The organism is Streptomyces sp. NPDC033216, assembly GCF_055577115.1.
Genome location: NZ_JBVIQK010000021.1, coordinates 13,108 through 36,566, shown reverse-complemented (window position 1 = coordinate 36,566; position 23,459 = coordinate 13,108). Strand labels below are relative to the sequence as shown.

Annotated in this window: 26 protein-coding genes, 1 tRNA gene and 6 pseudogenes; 13 read left to right on the top strand and 20 right to left on the bottom strand. The window is 69.3% G+C overall.

The features are described 5' to 3' along the window. Positions 1-54: 54 nt before the first annotated feature. Positions 55-635 (bottom strand): annotated as a pseudogene (locus ACZ5Y0_RS29340) (transposase); the annotation flags it as partial. 312 nt (positions 636-947) lie between these two features. Between ACZ5Y0_RS29340 and ACZ5Y0_RS29335 the strand changes: the two are divergent. Both ACZ5Y0_RS29335 and ACZ5Y0_RS29330 read left to right on the top strand, forming a co-directional pair. Then, positions 948-1,553: a dihydrofolate reductase family protein gene (locus tag ACZ5Y0_RS29335; protein WP_469131692.1), complete on the top strand. Its 606-nt coding sequence runs from the start codon at positions 948-950 to the stop codon at positions 1,551-1,553. 300 nt (positions 1,554-1,853) lie between these two features. Next, complete coding sequence (locus tag ACZ5Y0_RS29330) at positions 1,854-2,453, top strand: S1 RNA-binding domain-containing protein (protein WP_469131691.1); 600 nt, start codon at positions 1,854-1,856, stop codon at positions 2,451-2,453. 381 nt (positions 2,454-2,834) lie between these two features. On the opposite strand, the gene ACZ5Y0_RS29325 is transcribed toward ACZ5Y0_RS29330, so the two are convergent. The 7 genes and pseudogenes from ACZ5Y0_RS29325 to ACZ5Y0_RS29295 all read right to left on the bottom strand — a co-directional run bounded on the left by ACZ5Y0_RS29325 (position 2,835) and on the right by ACZ5Y0_RS29295 (position 6,308). After that, the gene (locus ACZ5Y0_RS29325) at positions 2,835-3,143 is read right to left on the bottom strand and encodes a Tn3 family transposase (protein WP_469131690.1); all 309 of its coding nucleotides are present in this window, start codon (positions 3,141-3,143) and stop codon (positions 2,835-2,837) included. A 191-nt stretch (positions 3,144-3,334) separates the two neighbouring features. Beyond that, positions 3,335-3,547 carry a cold-shock protein gene (locus tag ACZ5Y0_RS29320; protein ID WP_469131689.1) on the bottom strand — a complete coding sequence of 71 codons (213 nt, stop codon included), beginning with the start codon at positions 3,545-3,547 and terminating at the stop codon, positions 3,335-3,337. 41 nt (positions 3,548-3,588) lie between these two features. Next, positions 3,589-3,802: pseudogene (locus ACZ5Y0_RS29315) on the bottom strand (IS701 family transposase); the annotation flags it as partial. Between the two features lie 125 nt (positions 3,803-3,927). After that, positions 3,928-4,362 (bottom strand): DUF6069 family protein, encoded by a 435-nt coding sequence (locus tag ACZ5Y0_RS29310; protein ID WP_469131688.1) that lies wholly within the window; start codon positions 4,360-4,362, stop codon positions 3,928-3,930. After that, positions 4,359-4,970: a TetR/AcrR family transcriptional regulator gene (locus ACZ5Y0_RS29305; protein ID WP_469131687.1), complete on the bottom strand. Its 612-nt coding sequence runs from the start codon at positions 4,968-4,970 to the stop codon at positions 4,359-4,361. The genes ACZ5Y0_RS29310 and ACZ5Y0_RS29305 overlap by 4 nt, the downstream gene beginning before the upstream one ends. A 204-nt stretch (positions 4,971-5,174) precedes the next feature. After that, positions 5,175-5,444, bottom strand: a complete 270-nt coding sequence (locus tag ACZ5Y0_RS29300) for a hypothetical protein (RefSeq protein ID WP_469131686.1) — start codon at positions 5,442-5,444, stop codon at positions 5,175-5,177. 174 nt (positions 5,445-5,618) lie between these two features. Further along, the gene (locus tag ACZ5Y0_RS29295) at positions 5,619-6,308 is read right to left on the bottom strand and encodes a YsnF/AvaK domain-containing protein (protein ID WP_469131685.1); all 690 of its coding nucleotides are present in this window, start codon (positions 6,306-6,308) and stop codon (positions 5,619-5,621) included. Here ACZ5Y0_RS29295 and ACZ5Y0_RS29290 point away from each other — a divergent pair. Together ACZ5Y0_RS29290 and ACZ5Y0_RS29285 are read left to right on the top strand one after the other, a co-directional pair. Next, a pseudogene (locus ACZ5Y0_RS29290) lies at positions 6,271-6,459 on the top strand (gas vesicle synthesis-like protein); the annotation flags it as partial. The gene ACZ5Y0_RS29295 and the pseudogene ACZ5Y0_RS29290 sit on opposite strands and share 38 nt — an antisense overlap. A 75-nt stretch (positions 6,460-6,534) precedes the next feature. Continuing rightward, a pseudogene (locus ACZ5Y0_RS29285) lies at positions 6,535-6,717 on the top strand (Ku protein); the annotation flags it as partial. 61 nt (positions 6,718-6,778) lie between these two features. On the opposite strand, the gene ACZ5Y0_RS29280 reads toward ACZ5Y0_RS29285, so the two are convergent. Next, positions 6,779-7,666, bottom strand: coding sequence for a LysR family transcriptional regulator (locus ACZ5Y0_RS29280; RefSeq protein ID WP_469131684.1), 888 nt, complete (start codon positions 7,664-7,666; stop codon positions 6,779-6,781). Between the two features lie 109 nt (positions 7,667-7,775). Between ACZ5Y0_RS29280 and ACZ5Y0_RS29275 the strand changes: the two genes are divergently transcribed. Next, the gene (locus ACZ5Y0_RS29275; RefSeq protein WP_469131683.1) at positions 7,776-8,774 is read left to right on the top strand and encodes an aldo/keto reductase; all 999 of its coding nucleotides are present in this window, start codon (positions 7,776-7,778) and stop codon (positions 8,772-8,774) included. A gap of 693 nt (positions 8,775-9,467) precedes the next feature. Here the strand turns inward: ACZ5Y0_RS29275 and ACZ5Y0_RS29270 are convergent. Further along, entirely contained in the window at positions 9,468-10,553 is a 1,086-nt protein-coding gene (locus ACZ5Y0_RS29270; RefSeq protein WP_469131682.1) for a DUF5937 family protein, read from the bottom strand. Between the two features lie 99 nt (positions 10,554-10,652). Here ACZ5Y0_RS29270 and ACZ5Y0_RS29265 point away from each other — a divergent pair, with 99 nt between their 5' ends. Further along, entirely contained in the window at positions 10,653-11,894 is a 1,242-nt protein-coding gene (locus tag ACZ5Y0_RS29265; protein ID WP_469131681.1) for an MFS transporter, read from the top strand. 279 nt (positions 11,895-12,173) lie between these two features. Here ACZ5Y0_RS29265 and ACZ5Y0_RS29260 read toward each other — a convergent pair. From ACZ5Y0_RS29260 to ACZ5Y0_RS29245, 4 genes are all read right to left on the bottom strand, one after another. Beyond that, positions 12,174-12,247 (bottom strand) — tRNA-Ala (locus ACZ5Y0_RS29260). 127 nt (positions 12,248-12,374) lie between these two features. Then, positions 12,375-12,743, bottom strand: coding sequence for a hypothetical protein (locus ACZ5Y0_RS29255; protein ID WP_469131761.1), 369 nt, complete (start codon positions 12,741-12,743; stop codon positions 12,375-12,377). Between the two features lie 200 nt (positions 12,744-12,943). After that, positions 12,944-13,912, bottom strand: a complete 969-nt coding sequence (locus ACZ5Y0_RS29250; RefSeq protein ID WP_469131680.1) for an alpha/beta hydrolase — start codon at positions 13,910-13,912, stop codon at positions 12,944-12,946. Between the two features lie 101 nt (positions 13,913-14,013). Beyond that, a complete protein-coding gene (locus ACZ5Y0_RS29245; protein ID WP_469131679.1) occupies positions 14,014-14,640 on the bottom strand; it encodes a helix-turn-helix domain-containing protein in 627 nt (208 codons plus the stop codon). 83 nt (positions 14,641-14,723) lie between these two features. Here ACZ5Y0_RS29245 and ACZ5Y0_RS29240 point away from each other — a divergent pair, with 83 nt between their 5' ends. Next, a complete protein-coding gene (locus ACZ5Y0_RS29240; protein ID WP_469131678.1) occupies positions 14,724-15,449 on the top strand; it encodes an NAD(P)/FAD-dependent oxidoreductase in 726 nt (241 codons plus the stop codon). A 145-nt stretch (positions 15,450-15,594) separates the two neighbouring features. Here the strand turns inward: ACZ5Y0_RS29240 and ACZ5Y0_RS29235 are convergent, their stop codons facing one another. The 3 genes from ACZ5Y0_RS29235 to ACZ5Y0_RS29225 all read right to left on the bottom strand — a co-directional run bounded on the left by ACZ5Y0_RS29235 (position 15,595) and on the right by ACZ5Y0_RS29225 (position 17,761). Beyond that, entirely contained in the window at positions 15,595-16,461 is an 867-nt protein-coding gene (locus ACZ5Y0_RS29235; protein WP_469131677.1) for a GNAT family N-acetyltransferase, read from the bottom strand. Between the two features lie 103 nt (positions 16,462-16,564). Next, a complete protein-coding gene (locus tag ACZ5Y0_RS29230) occupies positions 16,565-17,332 on the bottom strand; it encodes a transposase (protein ID WP_469131676.1) in 768 nt (255 codons plus the stop codon). Positions 17,333-17,437: 105 nt separating this feature from the next. After that, positions 17,438-17,761 (bottom strand): transposase, encoded by a 324-nt coding sequence (locus ACZ5Y0_RS29225; RefSeq protein ID WP_469131760.1) that lies wholly within the window; start codon positions 17,759-17,761, stop codon positions 17,438-17,440. A gap of 679 nt (positions 17,762-18,440) precedes the next feature. On the opposite strand from ACZ5Y0_RS29225, the gene ACZ5Y0_RS29220 reads away from it, so the two are divergent. After that, the gene (locus ACZ5Y0_RS29220) at positions 18,441-18,764 is read left to right on the top strand and encodes a hypothetical protein (RefSeq protein WP_469131675.1); all 324 of its coding nucleotides are present in this window, start codon (positions 18,441-18,443) and stop codon (positions 18,762-18,764) included. Positions 18,765-18,785: 21 nt separating this feature from the next. Here ACZ5Y0_RS29220 and ACZ5Y0_RS29215 read toward each other — a convergent pair whose 3' ends face one another. After that, a complete protein-coding gene (locus tag ACZ5Y0_RS29215) occupies positions 18,786-18,968 on the bottom strand; it encodes a transposase (protein WP_469131674.1) in 183 nt (60 codons plus the stop codon). A gap of 216 nt (positions 18,969-19,184) precedes the next feature. Between ACZ5Y0_RS29215 and ACZ5Y0_RS29210 the strand changes: the two genes are divergently transcribed. The 5 genes and pseudogenes from ACZ5Y0_RS29210 to ACZ5Y0_RS29190 all read left to right on the top strand — a co-directional run bounded on the left by ACZ5Y0_RS29210 (position 19,185) and on the right by ACZ5Y0_RS29190 (position 21,985). Next, positions 19,185-19,832 carry a C97 family peptidase gene (locus tag ACZ5Y0_RS29210; RefSeq protein WP_469131673.1) on the top strand — a complete coding sequence of 216 codons (648 nt, stop codon included), beginning with the start codon at positions 19,185-19,187 and terminating at the stop codon, positions 19,830-19,832. A 25-nt stretch (positions 19,833-19,857) separates the two neighbouring features. Beyond that, on the top strand, positions 19,858-20,691 hold the full coding sequence (locus tag ACZ5Y0_RS29205; protein WP_469131672.1) for a hypothetical protein: 834 nt from the start codon (positions 19,858-19,860) through the stop codon (positions 20,689-20,691). A 312-nt stretch (positions 20,692-21,003) separates the two neighbouring features. Next, positions 21,004-21,111 (top strand): annotated as a pseudogene (locus ACZ5Y0_RS29200) (IS5/IS1182 family transposase); the annotation flags it as partial. After that, positions 21,077-21,331 (top strand): annotated as a pseudogene (locus ACZ5Y0_RS29195) (site-specific integrase); the annotation flags it as partial. The pseudogenes ACZ5Y0_RS29200 and ACZ5Y0_RS29195, both read left to right, overlap by 35 nt. A gap of 483 nt (positions 21,332-21,814) precedes the next feature. After that, positions 21,815-21,985 (top strand): hypothetical protein, encoded by a 171-nt coding sequence (locus ACZ5Y0_RS29190; RefSeq protein ID WP_469131764.1) that lies wholly within the window; start codon positions 21,815-21,817, stop codon positions 21,983-21,985. On the opposite strand, the gene ACZ5Y0_RS29185 is transcribed toward ACZ5Y0_RS29190, so the two are convergent. Both ACZ5Y0_RS29185 and ACZ5Y0_RS29180 read right to left on the bottom strand, forming a co-directional pair. Then, positions 21,982-22,998, bottom strand: coding sequence for an NADPH:quinone oxidoreductase family protein (locus tag ACZ5Y0_RS29185; protein ID WP_469131671.1), 1,017 nt, complete (start codon positions 22,996-22,998; stop codon positions 21,982-21,984). The genes ACZ5Y0_RS29190 and ACZ5Y0_RS29185 overlap by 4 nt on opposite strands. A gap of 46 nt (positions 22,999-23,044) precedes the next feature. Further along, positions 23,045-23,410 (bottom strand): MerR family transcriptional regulator, encoded by a 366-nt coding sequence (locus ACZ5Y0_RS29180; RefSeq protein WP_469131670.1) that lies wholly within the window; start codon positions 23,408-23,410, stop codon positions 23,045-23,047. Positions 23,411-23,459 lie beyond the last annotated feature (49 nt).

Genomic DNA, 23,459 nt, shown 5'->3' with positions numbered 1-23,459 from the left:
CCGAAGAGGTCCTCGCCGGAGCCGGATGGGCGCCGCCCATCTGCTGCATCGGCTTTTGAATTGCCGGCCGCGGTTCGGGTCATGTCTCGTTTGGTGGTCCATGATCGTGAGCTTCAGCGCGAGGCTGTCGTGGGTGTCGGCGGCGGTGGTGCCGACGAGGAGGGGCAGGTCGTTCGCGTCCGACAGGACGTGCGTCTTGAAACCCGGCTTGCCCTGGTTGGCGGGCTCACGGGCTCGGACCGGTGAGTTCGCCCCCTTCTTCGCCCTCACGTGGGCGGAATCGAGGACGGCTCGGCAGAGGTCGAGCAGGTCGGCGTCGTCCAGGCGGTGCAGGATCTCCTTGTGCAGCCGGCCCCAGACACCTGCCCGCGACCGGACCGAAAAACGTCGATGCGCGGTCGACTTCGATATGCCGAAGCACGTCGCGATGCCCCCCACGCACAGCCGCTGCTGACCAGTGCATAGATGATGGCCGCGAACGACGTCTCATCAGGCCGGGCCTGCGTCCCACCACCCTGCGGCCGCACCCTCGACGGCGGAATCAGCGGCTCCGCGATCTGCCCCAGCCCATCCGGAACAATCCAACTCCACGTACCCCGCGCCCCATGACCAAGCCCAGCAACCCCGCTCCACATCGGCGTTTCAGTTGACCCCTGAGCGTTGTACTCCGGCCCGGGTGAGCGTGGCGCTTGGCCCGGGCCCTTCAGGGGTGGGGCTGAGCTCGGGCTTCGGCAGGACTCGAACCGCCGTTCCCCATCGCGTGGGAAATCATTCCCCGACCGCGCGCATAGGGCAATCTGTAGGCCTCCGGCACTCCGAAGGAGTGCCGGACCGCGCTTCTGATCGGCTGCTGCGTCATGGGTTTTCTCGTTGCTCCACAGCGCGGCCGATGAGTTTGTGGCTCGCGGCAGGTCCAAGCTCGTGACTCCCCAGGAAGGGACACCGCCATGTCGGAGCTTCTCATCGACTTCATCACCTCCCTCGACGGCCACGCATCGGGAGAGGGATGGCCCGGGTTCTGGGGCCTCGAGGGACCGGAGTACCTCGCGTGGCTCGGTGAGCAGCCCGAGGCCACCTACCTGATGGGAGCGAACACCTACCGCCTGATGTCGGGCTTCGCCGCAGGCGAGGTCCCGAAGGGCCAAGACGAGTTCAGGCCCGAAGAAGAGGCGTCCGTCGACGAGCTCACGCAAGCGTCCAAGGTGGTGTTCTCCTCCTCACTCGAGGAGCCGCTGAAGTGGGCCAACTCCACGCTCGTCCGCGACGATGCCGTCGAGGCGGTTCGCGCCATGAAGTCGAGTGGCTCGGGGCTCCTCAGCACGATCGGCAGCCTCAGCCTGTGCCGGTCCCTGCTGCGAGCCGGACTCGTCGACCGCTTCCGGGTCGTGATGTTCCCGGTGATCACCGGGGCCACGGGCGAAGAACGCATCTACGACGGCTATCCGGACGTTGCCTTGGAGATGATCGAGCACCGCACCTTCGACGGCCGCATCCAGCTGGTCGAGTACAAGCCCCGCGTGCTCGAGCACCCGCCGCTCGGCGTCCCTGCGTGACGCCGCCCCGTCCGCCGGTCTGGACAGCCGTCAGGCCGGCGCCGGCGTGCGCGGAGCAAGACCTGAACAGGGGGCGGGCGGCCGACGTCAGGACGCCCGGTCAACCTGGCCCCGAACCGTTGTACGTTCCTCGCCCGCGCCCGCTGTGATGCGCTGGCCCCTGTGCTCTGACAACGAGGTTGGACGGCTTGCCAGCGAAGTTGGATCGGTCGGGCGGCCGTCCTGAGCCATGTCACGCTAGTCCGCACCTGGTCACGAGAGGTGGAATCAGTCCGACCGGCGCGGACTAGGCTCGCCTCCATGCCCGAGCCAGCCCCTGACCCCCGCCTGCAGTCCTTGATCAACCAGCTGCGGCCGGGGGCCGTGAGAACCGTGAAGGTCACGGGGTTCGACGGGGCGGATGTCCTGGTGCAGCTCATCGACGCCGGAGGGGAGGAGGGCGAGATCGGCCGGGTTCCTGGGCACGAGGCGTCGATGCGTCGGGTGGGGCATCCCTCCGAGCTGTTCGAGGTCGGCCAGGAGATCAACGCCGAAGAGATCGGCCGCTGGCGCGAAGGTGAGCTCCACCTCTCCGCCAGGGCGTGCGAAATTCCGGCCCTGCGGTCCTTTCTCCTCTCGCTCGAAGGAGGCCAGGTCGTGACTGGGACGGTCGCCGAGGTTCACAACTTCGGCGTCTTCGTTCACATCGACGGCGAACCGAACGGACTCCGCACCGGCTTCATCCGGGTGCCGGACCTGACGTGGGGCTGGATCGACCACCCCTCCGAGGCAGTCGAAGCCGGCCAGCGGATCACCGCTGAGGTGATCACCGCAGAGACGCGCTCCGGACAGGTCACGCTCTCGTTGAAGGCTCTGCGGGAGGACCCACACGGCTTCGTCCTCCCAGGCAGCTCAGGCTGAGCCCGCCACCGCTTCGGCAGACGGAACATGGATACGGTCGCGGATCTCCGTCGAGTCCGTGACCTGCTGCCTTTTCGCCTCTCCGCGGGCCAGGCGGTGGCGACGGCGAACATGTGTCCGGGCGACGTGCAACGGACCACCGCGCCGACCTCCCGCACCGCGGTCGCCGGGCTGCACGAGCGCCCAGTGCCGTCAAGGACTGGCGAGTGTTGTTGTACATCGTGATGAGCGCGCCCTCGGTGTACTCAAGCCGATCCGCCTCCAGGTGCGCGAGGTCCTCGACACTTGCGGCCCGGTCGCGGGCCGGGCAGGCGCGCACCAGGTCGAGCACCCGCCATGCGGCTTCGTTCATCCGAGGCTCGGTGAGGTCCTGAACACCCTTCAGCGCATCTGCGTGCGCGATCGGCCGGCGGCGTCCGCCGGGGCCCGGGGGCGGGGCTCGGCGGACGCAGTCCCCAGGTCGAGGCGCTTGTTCATACCCAGGCGGAAGGTGCCGTACGGGTCGACATTCGACCAGAACAGCGCGGTCAGGCCGCGCCGGTCCTCGTCGCTCGACTTCTTCGTCCACGCCGGTCCGGCCAGGACCTGCTGCGACAGCAGGGTGTTGACGTGCCCGAGCGCGTACTGGAGCAGGTGCAGAGCGGGCATCGACGTCTCGGCGTGCTCCTTCGCACCGGCGAGCGCCCGCACGGTCTTGCGCCTCCCCCGCAACGCCCTCGTGAGAGAGCCGACCAGGGCATCGGCCGCCGTTCCGACCGTGCCCCGAAGGGAGAGCGCTTGGGCGACGTCCGCGAGAGCGGACTACATCTGCTGCGGCATGGCCCTGCCGAACCGGCGGGGTGGCCGCCGTGCCGCAAGGCAACGCTTCTCTGATCAGGGGTTCAGACCTCTGCGACGACCTCGTCTGCCTGCATGCCCTTCTGGCCCTGTACCGCGATGAAGGTCACCTTCTGGCCTTCCTTGAGACTCTTGAAACCGTTGCCCTGGATCGCCCTGAAGTGCACGAAGAGGTCGGGGCCGCTTTCGGGGGTGATGAAGCCGAACCCCTTCTCGTCGTTGAACCACTTCACGGTGCCGGACTGTCGCTCCGCCATATTCACTCCCTCGAATCACGTCTCGGGTCGCACAGCAGGACGCCCAGATGGTCGACGACGTACCCACGCAGATCGTCACGGACTGCGTCCGCGTCCCACTTCGCCCGCTCCAGCAGATGCTGCATCCCATCCGGTGTGGCCTCACCGGCCCACTCCGCTATCGCCCAGCAGTTCTTCCGCCAGCAGCCCTCGGACGTACTTCCCCACCCGACGGCGGCGTTCGGCACGCACAAACCGTCCGGCTGTGCGCCGCATCAGCCCTGCGAAGTCATCGTCCCAACGGCCCGGGTCTACGCTGTGACCAGCGGCCACCGCCTGATCTTGAGTCTTCACACTCCGATGATCACCGGTGGCCGCAGGGTTGCCTCCATCTGGTGCTCCTAGCGGGGTACTTGGTACTGACGGTCACCCCCTAGCGGCACCGGCTCCCGCCGCGGGGGTCTGCCGCCCAGCCCTGGGATCAGCACCGCCGCCACCGCCAGGTGCATCAGAGCGAGCGAGACCCGGGTGCCGCCGTCCATGCCGTCGCCGATGAGCGGCATGAAGGACACGGCCAGTACGGCGCCGGCCACCCCGGTCCAGATGGCGCGGGCACGCTGTACCCCGAACCGCTCCAGGGCGGCCAGGAGTCCCCAGCCGGAGAGCGAGGCGAGCAGTGCGACAACCGCCACGGGCGCGGCGCCGATGTCGAGCGTCTGCTCGCCGTCGGCGATCCGCAGCCGGTGCCTCAGCAGTGGGTCCGCGACCAGCCACACCAGGACGGGGGCCAGGACGGCCAGGGCCGTAACCCTCAGACGCCTTCTCCGCACGCTCACTTGGCGCCCCCCGAAAGCGCCCCGTGGAGGAAGACCTCCACCAGTTCCTGCGAGGTCAGGTCGGGCTCGTCCTCGGTACGCGGCTGGGTGAAGAGCAGCCCGATGAAGAGGGCCGCGATCTGCTCCGGCGGCCGGCGCAGGGCGGCCTTGTCGGGCTCCAGCAGCTCCGTGAGGGCCGCGCGGATACGGGTCGTCGACTCGTCGCGGCCCGCGCCGCGCACCGTGCCGGGGTGCTTGCCGCCGCCGTGCCCCAGCGAGCCGATGATCGCGCCAAGCCGGTCCATCTGCGCCCGCAGCGCCTCTGCCGCCTCCGCGAGCCGCTCGGGCAGCGGCTGGGATACGTCGATCGCGCCCAGCTCACGGATCGCGTGCTCAGGGGAGAGCGCCTCCGCAATGCAGGCTTGCAACAGCTCGTCCTTGTCGGCGAACACGCGGAAGATCGTGCCCTCGCCGATGCCCGCGGCGCGGGCGATCTTGGCGGTCGTCACGGCGGAGCCGTACTCGGTGATCAGCGGGATCGCGGTCCGGATGATCATTTCGCGGCGCTGCTCCGGCGACATGCCGGGGGCGCGGCGGCGAGTGGTCTGGTTCTCCTTAGGTGCTGTCATGATCACGAGAGTACGGAGTGAGTACTCACTCCGTCAATGAGTGAGTACTCACTCCGTCGGCTTTCCCTGGACTCGGCTGTTTGCCGACGGTAGCCCACCAAGATCCGACTACGGCTGGAGTACTAGGCGGATCCGGGCGCGGCTCTCCGCGTCTGTGGGTCGGCACGCCACTACTCGACCGCAGCCGACGAGTAGTGCCGGGTGTCAGCTGCCGGCGGGCGTCACGCCGAACATCAGGGTGTGGCGTGGGACGTCGTATTGGATTGTGTGATTGTGCTCCAGAAGATCCTTCAGCACGTCGGCGTCGTCGGCGTCGACCGTGAGGACTTCTTCCCCGGCTCCTTCGTCCAGGACCAGTTGCAGGGTGAAGGTGCCGCGCTGGCCGGGGTCTCCGGCCACCCAGCTGAACTGGTAGTGGTTGACTTGGCGCACTTTGATGGCGGCGTCTGTCAGGGGCTGCTCGACCTGTGTCATGACGGCCGACTTCCTTTCTGTTCCGGTGTTGATCGCCCAAGCTTCCCGGCCCCCTGAAGTCCGCTGTCTGAGGGCAGCGTCTCGAAGTCCCGGGGCTGGGGGTCCGGCAGCTGTCGACCTGCCGGACGCCACTCGAGCCCGCCGAGTGGCAGCGCGCGGGCGACGCAGGCTCGGCTACCTGTCGCGCCGGTCTTCGTCGACGCCTTCGGTGTCGATCTCTTCCTTCCGGACCTGGCCGCGCACCGTCTCCTCGCCCGTCTGTTCGCGGGTCGTCATCCCCGCCCGCTCCGCCGGCACCGTCTCGGTCTCCGTCAGGGGGCGTTCCTCGTGCAGGGTGACCTCGTGCTCGGCTTCGCTGATGTCGGGTCCGGACCGGGCGCCATCGCGGTTTTCGTCCGTGATCGGCTCGCGTTCGACGCGGACTTCCTCCCGGCGCACCGGAACGGTCTGCCGTACTTCTTCGGTGACGACGTACTTGCGCAGCCGTGCCCGGCCCGCCTCCCGGCGCTCGGTGCCGACGTGCATCCGTTCCTCCGAGCGCGTCATGGCGTCGTCGCCGCCGACACCGGTATCTGCGGAGCGAGGCATGTCGGTCGTCTCGCTGGTGTCGGTGCCGGCCCAGCCGCCCGCGCCGGGCTGGTTGGCCTGCTGCCAGGCCCCGTCCCAGTCGATGCCGTAGTGCTCGTACAGGTGGTGCTCCTCGTCTTCGGCGAGGTGACCGCCTGCGTCGACGTCGACGTTGGGTGCGTCCTTGACCGTGTCCTTCGGGTAGGGGACCTCCAGGTGGTCCTCCACGACGGAGACGTCGCGGATCGGTACGAAGGGCGCGGGCCCGCGCAAGCCGGCCGGGCTTACCGAGCTCACGGGGCAAGCGACTGAATCCGGCACGCGCGGCAAGACCAAGGGATCCCAGTCCGGCGCCGCCGAGACCATCTCAGACGCCTTCCGGCAGGCACGTGACGACGGCCGGGAACGTCAGGCCGAGCGGCCCGCCGCGCGCGGTAGAGGGGAATGAGCGACGAGCACCTACGTCTACGGCGGGGGCGGCGCTCATGGTCTGGTGGTGCTCTGGCTGTTGCGGAGGTTTGCCATGCCCCGAACCCTCTGGTCCGGAGCCGTCAGCTTTGGCCTGGTCACGGTGCCGATCAGTGTGGTCAGCGCGACGAAGGACCACAGCATCCGTTTCCACCAGTACCACCTCGAGGACATGGGCCGGATCCGTACGCGCAAGGTGTGCGAGCTGGAGGACCGTGAGGTGGGTCAGGCGGAGATCCACCCGGAAGCGCAGGTGAAACGCCTTCTCGGCGGGACGGCCGGCTTTTGGCCGGAGTGATTCAGCCGGGCGGCCGCAGACGGCTGCGGCCCGTCAAGGCGGCGATCAGTTCTGCCACTTCTGATCGGTGGTCGTCGGCGCGCCAGGCGATGGCCAGTTCGGCCTCGGGCAGCCCTCGTACCGGCCGGTACACGAGGTCAGGGCGCTGGTACAGGCCAACATTGCCTTCCGCGATCAGCACCGCGCCTTGCCCGGAGACCACTGCCTCGAAGACCTCGTCCGGTGAGGCGGCCTCCGCACCGATCCGTGGTTCCCGGCCGCCGCGGGCCGTGGTCGCCAGCCAGAAGTCCCGCAGCGGGCCCGCACTGCGGGGCAGGGCGATGAAGGGCTCGTCGGCGAGCTCGGCGAAGTCGACCTCCGGCCGGGCGGCCAGCCGGTGCCCCGAAGGCAGCGCGACCCACATCCGTTCCCGGGCCAGGGCGCGGGTCGCGAGAGTCTCGCCAGGCAGCGGCAGCCAGACGAAGGCCAGGTCGGAGCTGCCGTCGGCCAGACCTGCGCTTGGGTCCTCCCAGGCCACCAGCCGTAGCGTGATCTGCCAGCCGCGCTCGCGAAAGCCGCTGAGTACATCGCGCTGCAGATCCCGGCCGATGGCGGTCTGCATGCCCACGGTGAGTGCGACGGCAGGCCCGGCCGCCCGTGCCGCCCTGAGCGCGTCCTGCCAGGCTGCCAGCAACGTCCGTGCCCGAGGCAGCAACGCCTCCCCCTGGGCGGTGAGCGTCAGCTGGCCGTGGCGCCGGTCGAGCAGCTGGAAGCCCAGCTGTCGCTCCAGCACCCGAATCTGCTTCGACAGCGCAGGCTGGGAGACATAGAGCCGCTCGGCAGCCCGGGTGAAGTGCAGCTCCTCGGCCACGGCCACGAAATACCTGAGGTCGCGCAGGTGGACGTCCATATCCAACGGTTATAGCGAAAGGTCTTGGACTCGGTGACCCGCAGCGCCGCAAGGTGAAGACACGGCCGGAACCCCGGCTGGTGCCCCTGCCCCATTGGAGAAAGGCCCCATGGCTACTCTGCCCACCCGCCGCCTGGCGAACTCGGAGACCTCCGCGATCGGGTTCGGCGCGATGGTCCTGTCGCCCGGCATGTACGGGGAGATCGACGACCGTCGCGCGGTCGCCGCGCTGCGCACCGCTCTCGACGAGGGCGCCACCCTGATCGACACCGCGGACGGCTACGGCGCCGACGGCCATAATGAGCGGATCGTCGGCCAGGCCGTGCGCGGCCGACGCGAGGAGGTGGTGCTCGCCACCAAGTTCGGCTTCCGCATCCCCAACGGCGCGCAAGCGCACCGCTTCCCGGTCTCCTACGCCTTCGGTGAGCTGGCCGTCAACGCCGAGCCGAAGTATGTGCGCGGCTACGCCGAGCAGTCGCTGCGGAACCTCGGCACCGACGTCATCGACCTGTACTACCCGCACTTCCCCGACCCGCAGGTACCGCTGGAGGAGACCGTCGGCGCCGTCGCCGAACTGATCTCCGACGGGCTGGTGCGGCATCTCGGCCTGTCCAACGTCACCGCCGAGCAGCTGCGTCGGGCCCACGCGGTCCACCCGGTTGCGGCGGTCCAGGTCCAGTGGTCGATGTGGCAGCCCATCGACCCCGAGCTGCACGCGGCCGCCCGCGAACTCGGCGTCGGCCTGGTCGCCTGGAGCCCGCTCGGCGGAGGCTTCCTCACCGGCACTGTCCAAGACGTTGCCGAGGGCGACTTCCGCCGCAACCTCCCCCGCTTTGAGGCGGCCAACCTGAGGACGAACTACGACCGCTACGCCCCGCTGCGCGGCATCGCCGCCGACCTCGGACTCACCCCGGCCCAGCTGGCCCTGGCCTGGTTGCTCCACCAGGACGAACATGTCGTCCCCATCCCGGGCAGCCGCACCCCCGCCCATATCGCCGAGAATCTTGCTGCCTCGCGGGTGCGGCTGCACCTCGACACCCTGGCCCGGATCGAGGAGGCGCTCAGCCGGTTCACCCCCGAGGGCACCGGCGCACTGCTCGGCAACTGAGAGCGCTCCACACCCAGCTGCCAGTAGCTGTGACTTGGATTGCCCGATGACGTCAGTCTCGTGGTGCTTTCTGACGTCTTGCCGGCCTTCACGTCGCCGCGGCGATCCGGTCGGCATATGCGCGGTACGCCTTGCGTCCGGCCGGGGGCAGAGCCGTCGCCGGCGAGGTCGGCGCACTGCTTGAGCGCCGCCTGATGGAGGGCGAGCGGGGCGGTGATGCGCACCGAGTGAGACCTCCCACGCGCTTGGGGCTTCGCGATGGCAGCTTCGTCCTCGGGTGTGATCTTCCAGCCGACGGTGTAACGGACCGTGCGCCGCGCGGGTTCAGGGCTTCGAGGTGCTGAAGCAGGCCGTGCGTGGCCTCTGCGCCGTCGACGTGGATCAACAGCGTGCAAGGTGGGCGGGGCCTCCTACCCGCACACTCTGGTACGGCAGGCAGCCGCTACCCCGCTGCGATGCTGTCCAGTTTCACCACTGACTGACCGCACCGGCACACGCGCATGCGATGCCGGGCCCGCCGGCCAGAGGCGGCACACCGGTCGGTGCCGATGGCAGGGGGTATCGGGCGGGGGCCCAAGCGTTTTACCAACCTCAATTCTTCAGCGGGCGTGAGTGCATGACCTGGGCTGTTGGTCTGGAGGGCGGTCGGCGCCGCGCGCCGCCGGTCCTTCGCGTTCTGGCAGACCGAGCTGTTCAGCGCAGTACGGCTGCCAGCAGATCGGAGCCCAGCGCCGTCAGATCGGGCAGATTGAGGGTGTAGCGGACGTAACGGCCGTGCCGCCGGGCCGTGAGCAGCCCCGCGCGGCGCAGGACAGCGAGGTGGCGGGAAACCTCCGGAGTTGAAAGTTCCCAGACGTGGGCCAGCTCACCGGTGGTGTGCGGGCTGCGGGCCAGGGTGCGCAGCAGCCGCAGCCGCACCGGATGTGCGAGTGCCTCCAGCCGTAGTGTGACCGTTTCCAGCGATACCGGCTCTGAGGGACTCGGCTCGGTCACGGGGTATTGCACCACCGGCTGCCACCCGGGCGCGTGGACCGCCACCAGGTGCGGGCGGCCGAAGACACTGGGGATGAAGGTGACCCCGGTGCCGCGGGCGGCGGTCGCCTTGTCCTGAAGCTTGTCCACGATGATGCAGTCGCCGTTCGGTGACAGGGTCACTGCGCCGGAGACCGATGCGAGTGCCGCCCCGATGCCCTGGCGCTTCAGCAGGTCGTTCTTCACACGCAGGTCGGTGGCGAGCTGCACGGCCACGCCCGCCCAGGCGGAGTCGAAGAAGGCTTCCGCGCACTGTTCGAGGGTGTGGCGCACCCGCGCCCGCACAGCGCCCGGGTCCGCGAGCAGCCGTTCCGCGAAGGCCTCTTGCCGCGGCCCGCGGGCCTGGGCCAGGTCCAGGGCCCTCTCGCGCGCAGTCGCGTCGGTGAGCGGCGACGACGTGTTGAAGGGGGTGCGGTTGCTGCCGCACGTAGTGACGAGCGCGGCGGTCACATACGCATCGTCGTCGATCCGGTCCACGTCCTCCAACTCCTCGGCGAGGGTCGGGCGGGGGCGGGCGGGGATCAGGAAGTCGGCTTGTGAGGAACGCCAGAGGAACTCCGCCTCCCGCAACCGCTCGGCCAGCTCCGGCCGCAGCCCGCCCCACACATCCCCGGCCCAGCCGGCCAGCTGCGGATGATGTCCGGGTTCGGCCAGCACGTGCAGCATCGCCGTCAGCTCGGCCAGCGGGGAGGCGGCGAACCGCAGTCGCTCGGACAGCAGACCGCTGATGTCGATCCTCAATGTCACCCCTCATCATCACTGACCGGATGGCCGGCGACGGCGTCGGTTGACGGGATACGTCAACCGACGTACCCAACCCGGCTGGCGAAACGCACCGTTGCCGCCATGGCAATCACCACCAAGATCCAGTCCCGTGCCCTCGTCCGTGCCTCCGGAGGCCCCCGCTATGCCATCGCCCTGGCCGTGGACGCGCTCGGCACCGGCCTCCTGCGGCCCTTTCTGCTGCTCTACGGGGTGACGGTGCTGAGGCTGTCCGCGCCGGTCACCGGAGGCGCCATGACGGTCGGCGTCGTCGTAGGCCTGGTGTGCATGCCCGCGGTGGGCCGATGGCTGGACCGGGGCGCACGCAGCACGGTCGTGGCAGCGTCGATGCTGGTGCGGGTGCTGGGCGTGGCGCTGCTGCTGACCACCCCCTCGGGACACGTCTGGCTGTTCGCGACGGCGGCGCTCTTCCTCGGCATCGGCAACCAGGCATGGCCGGCTGCTCACGCGGCTCTCGTGGCCACGGTCGCCCACGGCCGAGAACGCGACACCGCTCTCGCGGGAGGCCGCGCCCTGCGCAACGCCGGCATGGGCGCCGGCGCGCTACTCGCCACCGCATGCCTGGCGGGCGGCACCACCGCGTTGCAGGCGTTGGCAGCCGTCACCGGGCTCGCCTATCTCACTGCGGCGGCCTTGGCGTGGTCGGTCCACCTGCACGCGCATCCGGCCGCTGTCCCGGCCAAGGACAGGGACGACGGGCCGGCGCCCCGGATGCCCGCACTGCTGGCCGCCAACGTGGTCTACGTCTTCTGCCTCAACGTTCCCGAAATCGCGCTCCCTCTGGTCCTGGTGACACAGTTGCACGCATCCCCGGTGTGGTCAGCGGCCATCTTCGTGGCCAACACGGTGCTGGTGGTCACCCTGCAGGTTCCGGTCACGGTCCTGATGGCCCGCTTCTCCAGGCGGACCGTGTTGGCTCTCGCCGGTGTGGTACTCACCGCGTCCTACCTAGGCTTCCTCGCGGCCACCTCACTGGGACACGGGTGGGGTGCCCCGGCCGTCGCCACGGTGTCCGTGGTCTGCACCATCGGCGAGATCATCTATGCCGGCAGCGCCACCGCGCTCGTCACCGCCCTCGCCCCGGCCCATGTCCTGGGACGCACCCTCGCCCGCTTCGAGCTCTCCACGGGCTTCGGCCTCGCCGTCTCCCCGGCGGTCATCACCGCTCTCGCACCCCACGGCTCGACCGCCCTGTGGGGCAGCCTCGCCGCTGCGACGCTCCTCTCCGCCGGCGCCGTCGCCACCGAGAAGGATCAGGGAACTACCCTCAGCGGTTGCGGCCGCCGGGGGCGAGCAGGCTCGTGAGCAGAGCGGGTGTGCTCATCCAGCAGAGCGCGCGGCGTTGTCACGTTGTTGGGTGTGATTGCACTGCACCGGGCGGGTCTGGTCACCCGCACCCGAGCCGGCCGTTCGGTGCTCTATCGCCGCACCCTTGCAGGATCCAAACTGACTAGGAGCCATTGGACAAGCCCGGCCGCGCTTCCCTCATGAGTCCTGGTTCTGGCACGACTTCTGTGACGGGCACTCCGGGCACGACAGAGGTGCTTCTGGGCGGCATAGGAAGCTGCTGGAGGATGAGCAGGATGGGGCCGACCGGATTCGAACCGGCGTCCTCCCACATGCGGTGAAGGCGCGACAACCACTGCGCTACGAGCCCCATCCCGTCCGGGATCGTACAAGGCTCGGCACCGCGCCGCCTCGAATATTCGAGGGCTGGCGAACCACTCAGCGTGGCAGGCCGGCGTCGCCCACGGCACCACTGCGCGTACCGATCGGCCCGGACGCCTACGACTTCCTGGAGGCGGTCGAGGCCGCCGGCCGCTCCGAATTGGCGTCCGCGCACGCCTTCGTCCACGAGCGAGCCGTGCGCCCGGGGAAAGACGCGGCATCCATGACGCCCACTGTGTGAGAACGGTGCCCGTGGTGGGCCGCGCCCGCCTCTGCCGACCGCCTCCTCGGCTTGCAGCGCGAGTTCGGGCGCACCGTCGGTGAGGTAGAAGACCAAGCGCGCTTCGTCGTGCCAGTGGGCCGCTTCACCCCGTGCCGGTCGGGGTCGATGGCGTGGACGTCGATGTCAATCGGCTCGTCGGAGAACTCGGGCGTCAGGACGAGAACCGAGGCTGGGATCCCGGCCTCGTCCTTGACCTCGCGCAGGGCCGCGGCCAGCAGGGTGTCGTCGTCCGCTTCGACGTGCCCGCCGGGGGCGCGCTGTCGGCCGCAGGTCGTGCACGGTCCCGGCGGGGACAGAGCAGTGCCCCGTGACGGTGCCCGTCCGGGCCCGCGCCGCCCGGGTAGGCGCCGGCCGTCCTGCCGCCGCGCCTCGACCCGAGCCGGTCACCGCCGTTCCGGTCCCCTCACGACTGGGTGGGCAGGACTCGGCGCAGCCACTTCAGGCGGGTCTCCCGCGCGTCGCGGGACAGGCCGGCCCCGGGGACGAGGAAGTCGAAACCGTGGAAGCCCCCGGCGAACACATGCAGCTCCGCGTCACCACCGGCCGCCCAGATACCCGAGGCGTAGCCGACCACCTCGTCCCGGAAGGTCTCGGCGGAACCGGCTTCGAGGTACGTCGGCGGCAGTCCTGACAGGTCCTCGGCGCGGGCGGGCGCGGCATAGGCGGGTACGTCGGCGGTGCCCCGGCGCGCGCCGAGCACGTGGGACCAGGCGGCCTCGTTGGCGGCCCGGTTCCAGCCGCCGGTCGCCGCGAACTGGACGGCGGAACACGTGTCGTTGCGGTCGTCGAGCATGGGGCAGACCAGCATCTGCCCCACCGGGCGCAGGTCCCTCCCGTCCCGCAGGCGCAGGGTCAGTCCTGCGGCCACGGCGCCGCCCCCGCTGAAGCCGGTGACGAGGACGCGTTCCGGGTCGATGCCCGCCTCCCGGCCGTGCGTGGCAATCCAGGTGATCCCGGCCAGAGCGTCGTCCAGCGCCGCCGGGTAGAGGTGTTCGGGGGCCAGGCGGTACTCGACCGACACGACGGCCGCCCCCAGCCCCTCCGCCCACTCGAGGACGTAGTCCAGGTGCTGCCGGGCATGGCCCATGACCATGCCGCCCCCGTGCAAGTAGTACAGGACGGGCAGCCTCCCCGTGACGCTGGTGGGCCGGCACACCAGCAGGGGCACGCCGAGGGTGCCGCAGCCGGCGGGAGGGGCGAGGAGCTCCTCGACGGTGAAGGCGCCGTCGCGGCGCAGCGCGTCCAGGGTCGGCGCTGGTGCGGCCGCGGCCCGTAGTTTCTCGATCACCTCATGGGTGAGGGTGACGCGCAGGGCGTCGAGATCGATCGCCGCGGCGAGTTCCGGGTTGACGGGAGGCGGTGTGACGGGCATGGCTGTTCTCCGGAATCGGTCGGCGGGGCCGGGCAGCGGGATCATGTACGACGCACCGGGCCGACGCTGAATCCCCTTGCCAAACCGGCAAGACGCTCCCGTCACACCCGGTCTTCGGCCTCGTCGTCCTCGGTGGTCTCCTCCCACGAGGTGACCACGCGCATCCGCTCCCCCTGGGCCCCGAAGAGACTGAGGAACTCCACCGGCTGCTCACCTGCGTTGCCCAGCGCGTGCGGCAGCCGGGTGTCGAACTCCGTGGCCTCCCCGGCTGCCAGGACCACCTGCCGGGGGCCCGCGGTGATGCGCAGCCGCCCGTGCAGCACGTAGACCCAGTTGTAGCCCTGATGGGTGTGGAGCCCCTGCTTCGAGGCGGTGGTCGTCCCCGGCGGCAGCACATGCTTGTGGGCGTGGGGGCCTCCGTAGTGACGGACCAGGGGGACGACCGTCTGGTCCTGGCCGGGTACGGAGACGGGCCGCAGGTGGACGCGCGGGTCACCGGTCACAGGCGCGCCGACGAGTTCGTCGAGCGGCAGGCCGTAGGCGGCCGCCAGGGGGAGCAGCAGATCGAGGGTGTACTTGCGCTGTCCGGACTCCAGCCGCGACAGCGTGCTCGGGGAGATGCCGCTGCGCTCGCTGATGTCGTCCAGTGTCGCGTGACGCTGCTGCCGCAGAGTCCGCAGACGCCCTCCGACCGTGCGCAGTACCTCCTCCAGCTCGTCGTGGTTCACGCCCCCATCTTGCCAGGTCAGCAAGGCGCCTTGGGGTCCATCGGCGGCCGGCTGGAAGATCGCCGCCGAACGAGAGGAACACCATGGAACACCACCAGATTCACGACGTCATCGTGATCGGGGGCGGCGCGGCCGGCCTGAACGCCGCGCTCACCCTCGGACGCGCCCGGCGCACCGTACTGCTGGTCGACGCCGGACGGCAGCGCAACGCTCCCGCGCACAGCATGCACAACTACCTGGGCCACGAGGGCATCGCTCCGGCCGACTTCCTGGCCCTCGCGCGGCAGGAGGTCGCCCGTTTCGGGACGCGCGCGGTCGAGGCGTCGGTCGTCGCCGCGAAGCGGGCCGCAGGCGGGCTCTTCGAGGTCGTACTCGACGACGACACCGTCGTACGGGCCCGCCGCCTGCTCCTCGCCACCGGCCTGGTGGACGAACTGCCCGAGGTGCCCGGCGTGGCCGAGCGCTGGGCTCGCGAGGTGCTCCACTGCCCGTACTGCCACGGGTGGGAGGTACGTGAGCGGGCGATCGGCGTGCTGGCCACCGGTCCGGCCGGGGTGGAGCAGGCACTGCTGTGGAGTCAGTGGAGCGACGACATCACCCTGTTCACACACACCGGACCGCGGCTTGACGACACGGCCCGCGCACGTCTCGCCGCGCGGGACGTACGGGTGGTCGAGGGGGAGGTGTCGACCCGATCCGGCCGCGACCGGGGACGCCCGGCCCCAGCCAGAGCACCCGGAGCGCCTCCAGGAGCGGCACCAACTGCGACCGGCCACGACGCCCGTTGGAACGCGGCAACAGCGGCATGATCCGCGCCCAGGCCACATCGGTCGATTCACCACGACGAATCATCCGGCCATCATCGAACCCCGACCTACCCCATGTCCTCAAAGGGCGTTCGGCCCCAGCCAGGGGCAGCGACGCGGCCTGACCGGTACCGCCGTCTGATCATTTTCAGGCGGCTCGGCTGACGTCCAGCCGTTCGGACGACGGCTCGTATCCAGCCGCCCTGTAGGTGGCGACGGCGGCAACGTTCGCGCTCGGGGTGCTGACGAGTGCGCTTGATGCACCCAGTTCACGCAGCACCGCCGCAGCGGCGACGCTGATCGCCGTCCCGTAGCCGCGACCGCGATGGTCGGCGTGCACGCCCACCGGCTCCAGCAGGCCGGGCCTGCCGGGCCCGGCCGACCAGACCGTCGCCGCGGCCACCGCGTTGTCCTGGTCGTCGTAGCCGATCAGGCAGCGGGCGTCGGCGTAGACCGGCCCGGCCGCGAGGACGTGCCAGATCTCCTCGCTGAACCTCGGGCTGCCGAACGCCGAGCGGTGCACTGCGGTCCGCACCCCCGCCGTCTCCGGACCGGCTACCTCGACCCGCAGACCGGCGTCCTTCACCGGCTCGGCGAGGTCGTGGCGCAGGGGCGTCCACGGCTCGTCCAGATTCCAGCCCGCCTCCAGGAGGACCTCGCGGAGCAGGGCGCCGTTGGGGATTTCGAGGCCGACCTTCCCGGGCGGCAGGACCCCGCGCCCCGGATCATTGAGGTCCGCCAGCAGTTGGCGCGCGAGACTACCGTCCTGTCGCAGGTCCGGCGCGGTCGTCAGGCGCAGCACATCAGGGGCGTCCAGGTATCCGACGGCAATGATCCGTCCGTCCACGCTCCAGGTGCGGACGGCCGCGGCCAGCCTCTCCGCGCCCAGCGCCCAGGCCCAGCCGAGGTCTCCTGGATGGAGTTGCAGCGGCGTGCGGTCGTCCTGCCATACACGGAGGGCATCCACGGCCCCGGTCAGCCCCTCGACGCCGGGCTCGTTCAGAACGATCGTCATGTCCCGCATCGCACACCATCGCGGCGACCGGCCGCACCTGGTTTTACTCAGCCAGTCAGATCGACAGGTCACGCCCCAGAGGTTGTCCCGTATGGGGCGTGAGTTATCCGGTGAGGGCCAGGTGGTGGAGCCGGGCGATGCCGAGCATGGCCTGGTGAACTCCGTCGCCCTTGAGCCGGCAGTCCCGCAGGATCTTCCCGTTCTTCAGCCGTGACAGAGCATGTTCCACCCGGGCTCGCGCCCGGCGGTGGACCGCGTTCTCCGCTTCCTGCTGGGGACCGAGGTGGCTCTGGCCTCGTCGTTCACGGTGTGGGATGAGCCGGCCAGTGCCCTGGTATCCGCCGTCGGCGATGGTCGGGGCGCCGCGGCAGGCCCGGTCGACGCCGGACTCGGTGAACGCCCGGCAGTCGTCGCGGCTCCCGGGCAGTGGCAGGCCGATGGCCACGACCAGGCGGCTGCCGGCGTCGATGACGACCTGCTGGTTGGCCGAGTACCGATGGTTCTTGCTCGAGGCCGCGACGTTGCGGTCGCGGGTGGGCACCAACGTTCCGTCGACGATGCAGACGGTGTCCTTGCGCGGCCGCCGGGCCGGCGAGATCGCCGGCAGCGGTGCCAGGTGGTCCAGGATTCTGTCGGCTGCGGATCTCGCCACCCCGAACAATGGCGCCACCTGCCGCAACGTGAGGTTCGTGCGCCAGTACGTCGCCACCAGCAACACCCGATCCTCGAGCGACAACCGCCACGGCCGGCCACGCTGCACATCGCCACCACGACGCCGCACCAGCGCCACCAACCTGGCGAACTGGACCTCGGTCAAACCCGCGAACGGCTCGATCCCCTTCGGATCATCAGCTGAAATCACCCCGCCCATGCCCCATCAACGCACCAACCACCTAACCAGTTACGGGACGGCCTGCCCCCGCCGGAGGCGTGTCTTGAAGCCGCGGGCTTGGGTCTCGACTCATGCCCCACGGGCCTATCCACTGCGGGGGTCGCGTCGGCGGCGGCAGCGCCGAGCGGGCCGGAGGCAGGAGCGCGGGCGCAGCCAGAGCCGGGAAGCGCGCACGGCGGAGCGGAGCGCAGCCGGTTGCCTTGATTCGGTCCAGTCCCGCAGGCGCCGCCAGGCCGTCACCCTGCTGCAACCGACCTGTTGCGCCGGAACGTCCCGCCAGCTCACGCTCTTGCACAGAACGTAGACGATGCCCGCAACGCAGCCCCGGTCATCCGCCGGCAACCGCTCGGGATATCGATGTCTCCTGGGTGGACGAGGAGGCAACAGCGGAGCCACTCGTTCCCACAGGTCGTCAGGCCCACGGTCAGCAGACGCCCATCAGATCCTGCCGACACAACCTTCGACTGCCAAGCCCCACAACGAAGTCCGTTTTGAAACGATCAGTTAGTGGTCGGCGCGGGCCAGGGGATCCAATAGGCGAGTGAGGCCCGCACCATCAGCTCTCCGTCGTCGATCGTTTGGATCACGCGGTAGTCGCCTGTCCGCAGGCGGCGCCGGTCGGGCTCAGAGACGGGGCAGGGGTGTCGCACCCGGCTTCAGCAGGCCCCTACCGGAGAGGTGACCCCACGACGTGTGGACTGGACCGATTGCAGTCACGCAAAGCCCCTTGGATCTTCGCCGGGTGCGGGACTACCTTTACTCGTCCAGGGCGCGTCGGCGAGCGGGCGGGAACTGTCGTACGGCGGAGCGGTCGACGGCGGTGGAGATGGATGGCTGAAGGCGGTCGACCCTTTCCTGTGGCTCGCGCGTCATGAGAGGACACAGGAAGGGGTCGTCCATGTACGAGAAACGCGGCACTGGGTTACGACGACATGCTTTCGGGGCTTCCGTCGTTGCTGCCGTCACGGTGGCCCTGCTGGTCGCAGGGTGCGGAAGCGACGACCGGAGCGACAGGGCAGGGAAGACCGCCGCCGAGGGGGACGGCCGGGGGCCGACTACCGCTGAGTGGATCGCCTGTTCCGGCACTATGGCGTTCGGTGACGTGGTCTCCGTGCGGGAGTCCGCCAAGGCGGGGGACGTCGTGCTGACCTTCGACGTGGCGGAGTGGCTGAAGCCGGCCCAGGGGCGAGAGCGGATCACCCTCGAAGTCGTGGACCCCGGTACGCATGACGAGCAGCGCCGACTGAAGCCGGGGCAGCGGCTGTTGATTGCGGTGCCCCAGCGGAGCGACCAGGAACTGGGGGTTCTCCAGGGCGATGCGGCGAGGCTGGAACGCGAACGGATCAAGGCAGCGCTCGACGAGGCACGGAGCACCTCCTGTCCGTCGCCGTGGAGCGAGACCGCCGGCTAGGGCCTGTTGCGAAAGTGCTGGTCACAGCCATTTGTTGATGGCCGCGACCAACACGGTCGCTTCGTAGCGGACGGCGAGTTTGTCGTACCTGGTGGCTATCAGCTGCCGCCGCGTCCACACCTGCGGCCGGCCCGGCTTGATGCCCCGCGGCAGAAGCGGCTCAAGCCGGGCCCACTGGCCGTTCGTCAGATCCCCACGTCCCACGGGACATGATCATGAACGATCTACTTTCGCGACAGACCCTAGGCCTCTCCTCGGCGAGAGCGGTGGCTGGGGTTCCGGGTAATCGCCAACTCCTATAGCCGTTGCGTGAGTTGATCGCACGTGCGGTAATTGGGGCTCGTGTGACTCGTGAGGCGTTTCTTTGTTTGTCATGCGCCCCGCGAGCCGCGCGCTGTCCGAATGCGCGAAGGGGGAGCTTTGACGCACGTCTCGATACTCAACGCCGGCCGACTGGCCGGCGTCATCGCCCTCACCATGGGCTCTCTGTTCGGCATGGCCCCGAGCAGCCTGGCTGACGACATCGAAGCCGAAGCGGCCGGCTCCATCGACAACATGATGCCGACCGCGCACTATGACCCGCCCTGCCGTAAGGGCATCGTCTGCCAGACCGACAACGCGTCGCTCACGTACTACATGGACTCCGGCGGGAGTAACAAGCTGGAGGACGACGACAAGCGGATGGTGCGCAGCGTGATGTCCGGCGAGTACAGCCCGACCGACCTGTCGGTGAGTTACGACTCGTCGCCGTCCTGGTCGGGCGACGCCGAGACCGACATCTACTACAGCGAGGGCACCGTTTCCGGCAGCGACGAAGGGTTCACTTACTGCGAGAACCCCGCCTCCGGCATCTACAAGTGTGACCAGCAGTACGTGAAGATCGAGCCCGGTCACTGGGGGTATGGCCTCACCTGTCATGAGACCGGGCACGCCGTCGGCCTGCTGCACGGCGACGACTCCATGCCTACGGTGGGCATGCAGGACTCGCGACTCGGTTGCATGAAGAAGAGCACCAGCACCGAGGGGCTCGGCGACAACCAGCGCCGCAACATCAACGCGACGTACTGACACGGGGGTCGGGATGAACAAAAGGATGACGTTGGTCGGGACGGGGGCGGCTGCTGCGATAGCCCTGTCCACGCTGACCGTGACAGTCGCCGACGGCGGCGATTCGACCGGTGAGGGCCGCGGCGAGGGACGGGGGATCATCCTCGCGGAGGGTGCCGACCGGCACCCCGCACAGACCGCGCAGGACTGGGTGACCTACGCCGACCACGCTGTGGTGGTCACCGCTGTCGGAGAAAGGGCGGTCGAGTCCGCCACGGACGACCCCGACAATCCCGACGGCCAGGTCGGTCCCGTCCTGCGCAAGGTCACCCTCCAGGTCGACCAGATCCTCTGGTCTGCGGACAACCCCGCCCACGTGGCGCCCACGGTGTTCGAATGGGACGCCTATGGCTGGCACCAGGACGAGGACGGACAGCGCGTGGAGATGTCCGGCCACAACGAGCCCCGGATCGAGCCCGGCCACAGTTATGTGATGGCGCTAGAGTGGGAGCCTCCGCAGTGCCCGGCCGAGGACGATCCGACACCCGGCCGGTGGCGCGGCCTCGGCGACGAGTCCGCTATCCCCTACGACGGCCAGTTGCTCGGACAGGGCGAGTTCCAGGGCCAACCGCAGACGGTCGAGCAGGCCCAGGAGGCCGCGCAGCAGGCCCGTGCCGACGCCGAGCAGGCGACGTCGACCGGTGTCAGCGCCCTCGGCGTCCTGCCCGAGGGCAAGCCGGAGTACATCCTTCGCAACGAGCTCACTGGACATAGCGCGAACGAACTGGCTCAGCGCCTGGCCACCGCTCGGCCCGCCGCGCAGCAGGCGGAACAGGCCGATGCGGCCCCGCGGTCCCTGACGGCTGAAGAGTGCCCCTGACGCGGCCTCCCCAAGGGCCGCTCCCTAGGCCGGTGAACCATACCGTTGAAGGATCGCGGCTACCGGGTGACAGATCCGCAGCTGTGGTTTTTGGCTGCACCCGCGGAGCACTTGCACGGCCTTCCGACGCATTCCGGGCCCCTTGCCTCTAGATGAACGAGTCCGATGTCTTCAGTGGTCGTAGGCGATCAGTGAGCTTCTTCGAGTTGGCCACCGATCGGGTGACGGGCCGGGCCGTGAAGCGCAACGAGCGAGGCCCCCGGTCTGTTGATCGAGATGTCTGACGTCTCATCACGTTGCTCGGGGGCCTCGTTGGTCATCCATCCTGCCGCACTCGACCTTCCGCATGCACTCGTGGAGTGGGTCACCATGCTGATCGTCACCCGTGAGGGCGACCGACGCTGCAAGCTCCGCCCGTCCCCTGGAGACAGGAGACCCCTGGGAGCCGTACAGGGTGCTGGATCCAATCGGGAGGCCGGTCGCGCCCACCGTGCTGTACCTCAAGGAGCTGCTAGCGAGGGGCAGCTCACCGCTGACGCCGCGCTCGTACGACATGGACTTGCTGCGCTGGTTCCGGTTCCTGTGGGCGTTCAGTATCGAGTGGGACCGCGTGTCCCGGGAGGATGCCCGGGACTTCATGTTGTGGATGAAGGTGGCGGACAAGCCGGTACGCGTCCATTGGCGCCACCGAGGCAAGGCTCCCTTCGAGATCCCGCCGCCTGGCAGGGACAGGCCGGCGCCGGGGGCACCGAATCCGGTGACCGGCAAGCCCACTGTCGGGACGAAGTACTCGCCGAGAACTCGCGCTCACTGCGAGACGGTGCTGCGGCAGTTCTACGACTTCCACTTGGAGGGAAACGTCGGGGCATTGCTCGTCAATCCGTTCCCGCTGGTTCGTGAGCGCCGCTCGTCTGGGCCCGGGTCACAGAGCGGTGAGAGGACACACCGGAACCGGCGCACGGGCCTCTACCGGCCGACCGTTCCTCAGCAGATCCGCGGCGGATTCCCGACGAGAAGTACCCCGAGGTCTTTGCCGGGCTCCGCTCGCACCGCGACCGAGCCCTGCTGGCCTTCTGGGTCGCCACCGGCGCCCGTGCCGAGGAACTGCTCACGGTCAAGCAGGGTGGTGCGGTTGTCGGGCGAGCAGACCATCGGCGTGATCCGCGAGGGCAGCGAATACCAGGAGCTGCCCGCCACCCCGGACGCGTTCGTCTGGCTGCGGCTCTACCGAGAGGCTGCCTGGAAGAAGGGCGATCCTCGCGGCCGTCCCAACCTGTCCGAACAGCACACCTAGCGCCAGGGATCGAGGGCGTGCTTACCGCGGGTCTGGCCTGCTTCGAGTTGCTTCAGCACTGCTGGTCCCTCGGCCAAGGGGTGGACCTGGGGGGTGCCGGGCGGGTAGACGCCGTGGGCAATGAGTGCCTCGATCTCGACGAGCAGTGACTTGTAGAGGGACGGGGCTGCGGTGGCCAGCGCACCGATGTGCAGGCCCTTGACCTGGACCTGATGGGTGAAGACCAGGTCGTGCGTGTTGAGTGTGGCGTCGCCAGAGGCAGCGCCGAACACGACGACGCGTCCGGTGAAGGGTTTGGTGACCGACAGGCTGACCTCGAACGTGGCTTGTCCCACCGATTCCAGGACCAGGTCGACTCCGCCGGTCAGGCGGGTGATCTCGATGGCCAGATCGGGACGTCGGCTGTCCAGGACCTCGTCGGCGCCGAGCGCTTTGACAGTGTCGTGCTTGGCCGGTGACGCCGTGGCGATCACGCGCGCACCGTAGTGGCGGGCGAGACGGACGGCGGCCTGCCCCACGCCTCCGGCCGCAGCATGAACGAGCACCACGTCACCCGTTGCGATCTGCCCCAACGGCTTCAGTGCCGCCAGTGCGGTTGCCCAGTTCAGCACCAAGCCGAGAGCTTCGGCGTCGCTCCAGCCGGACGGCACAGGAAGTACACCCGCGGATGGCATCGTCATGTACTGCGCGAAGGCGCCCGGGCCGACCCCGACGACGTGGGTACCGACCGGCAGCGGGCGATCGACCTCCGCGCCAACGCCCACAATCTCGCCGGCGGCTTCGAAGCCCGCCACATAGGGCGCCTGCGGGCCTCCGCAGTATGTTCCATGGGTCTGCATGACGTCCGCGAAATTGACCCCGGCGGCGCCGACGCGGATCAGGTACTCGCCAGGTTCCGGGGCGGGGCGGCGACGATCGGTCGCGAGGGTCAGATCCTTCGGTCCCCGGTGCGACCGCTGGACCAGTGCTCGTACCGTCTGCTCAGCGGCGTGCTGCTGTTCGTTGATCTCCATGCGCCGAACGTAGGAGTCTGACACTTACGGCAAGGTCAAGCGACTGTCAGAGATCAGTGCGGCGGGCCTCTCGCAGGTAGGCGTCGAGTGCCGCCTGCTGATCGTTGAGAACGGCGATGCGTGCAGCGAGCCGATCGCGATAGCTCTGCACCTCGTGCAGGAACTCCGCGCACACCGCATCCGTGCCGGCATCGGGTCCGTCAGTAAGGCTGGGCAGAACATCCCTGATCAACCGCACGGGCAGCCCGGACTCCAGCAACGAGCGGATGACGAGCACCCGGTCGATAGTGGACTGACAGTAGTCGCGGAACCCATTGCTGAAACGTCCGGGGACGATCAAGCCCTCATCCTCGTAGTGCCGCAACGAACGCGCACTCACGCCACTGATCCTGGAGGCATCGCTGATCTTCATACCTGGAGGCAACGTCCACGTGCTCCGCGATCTTCCAGCACTCATCGGC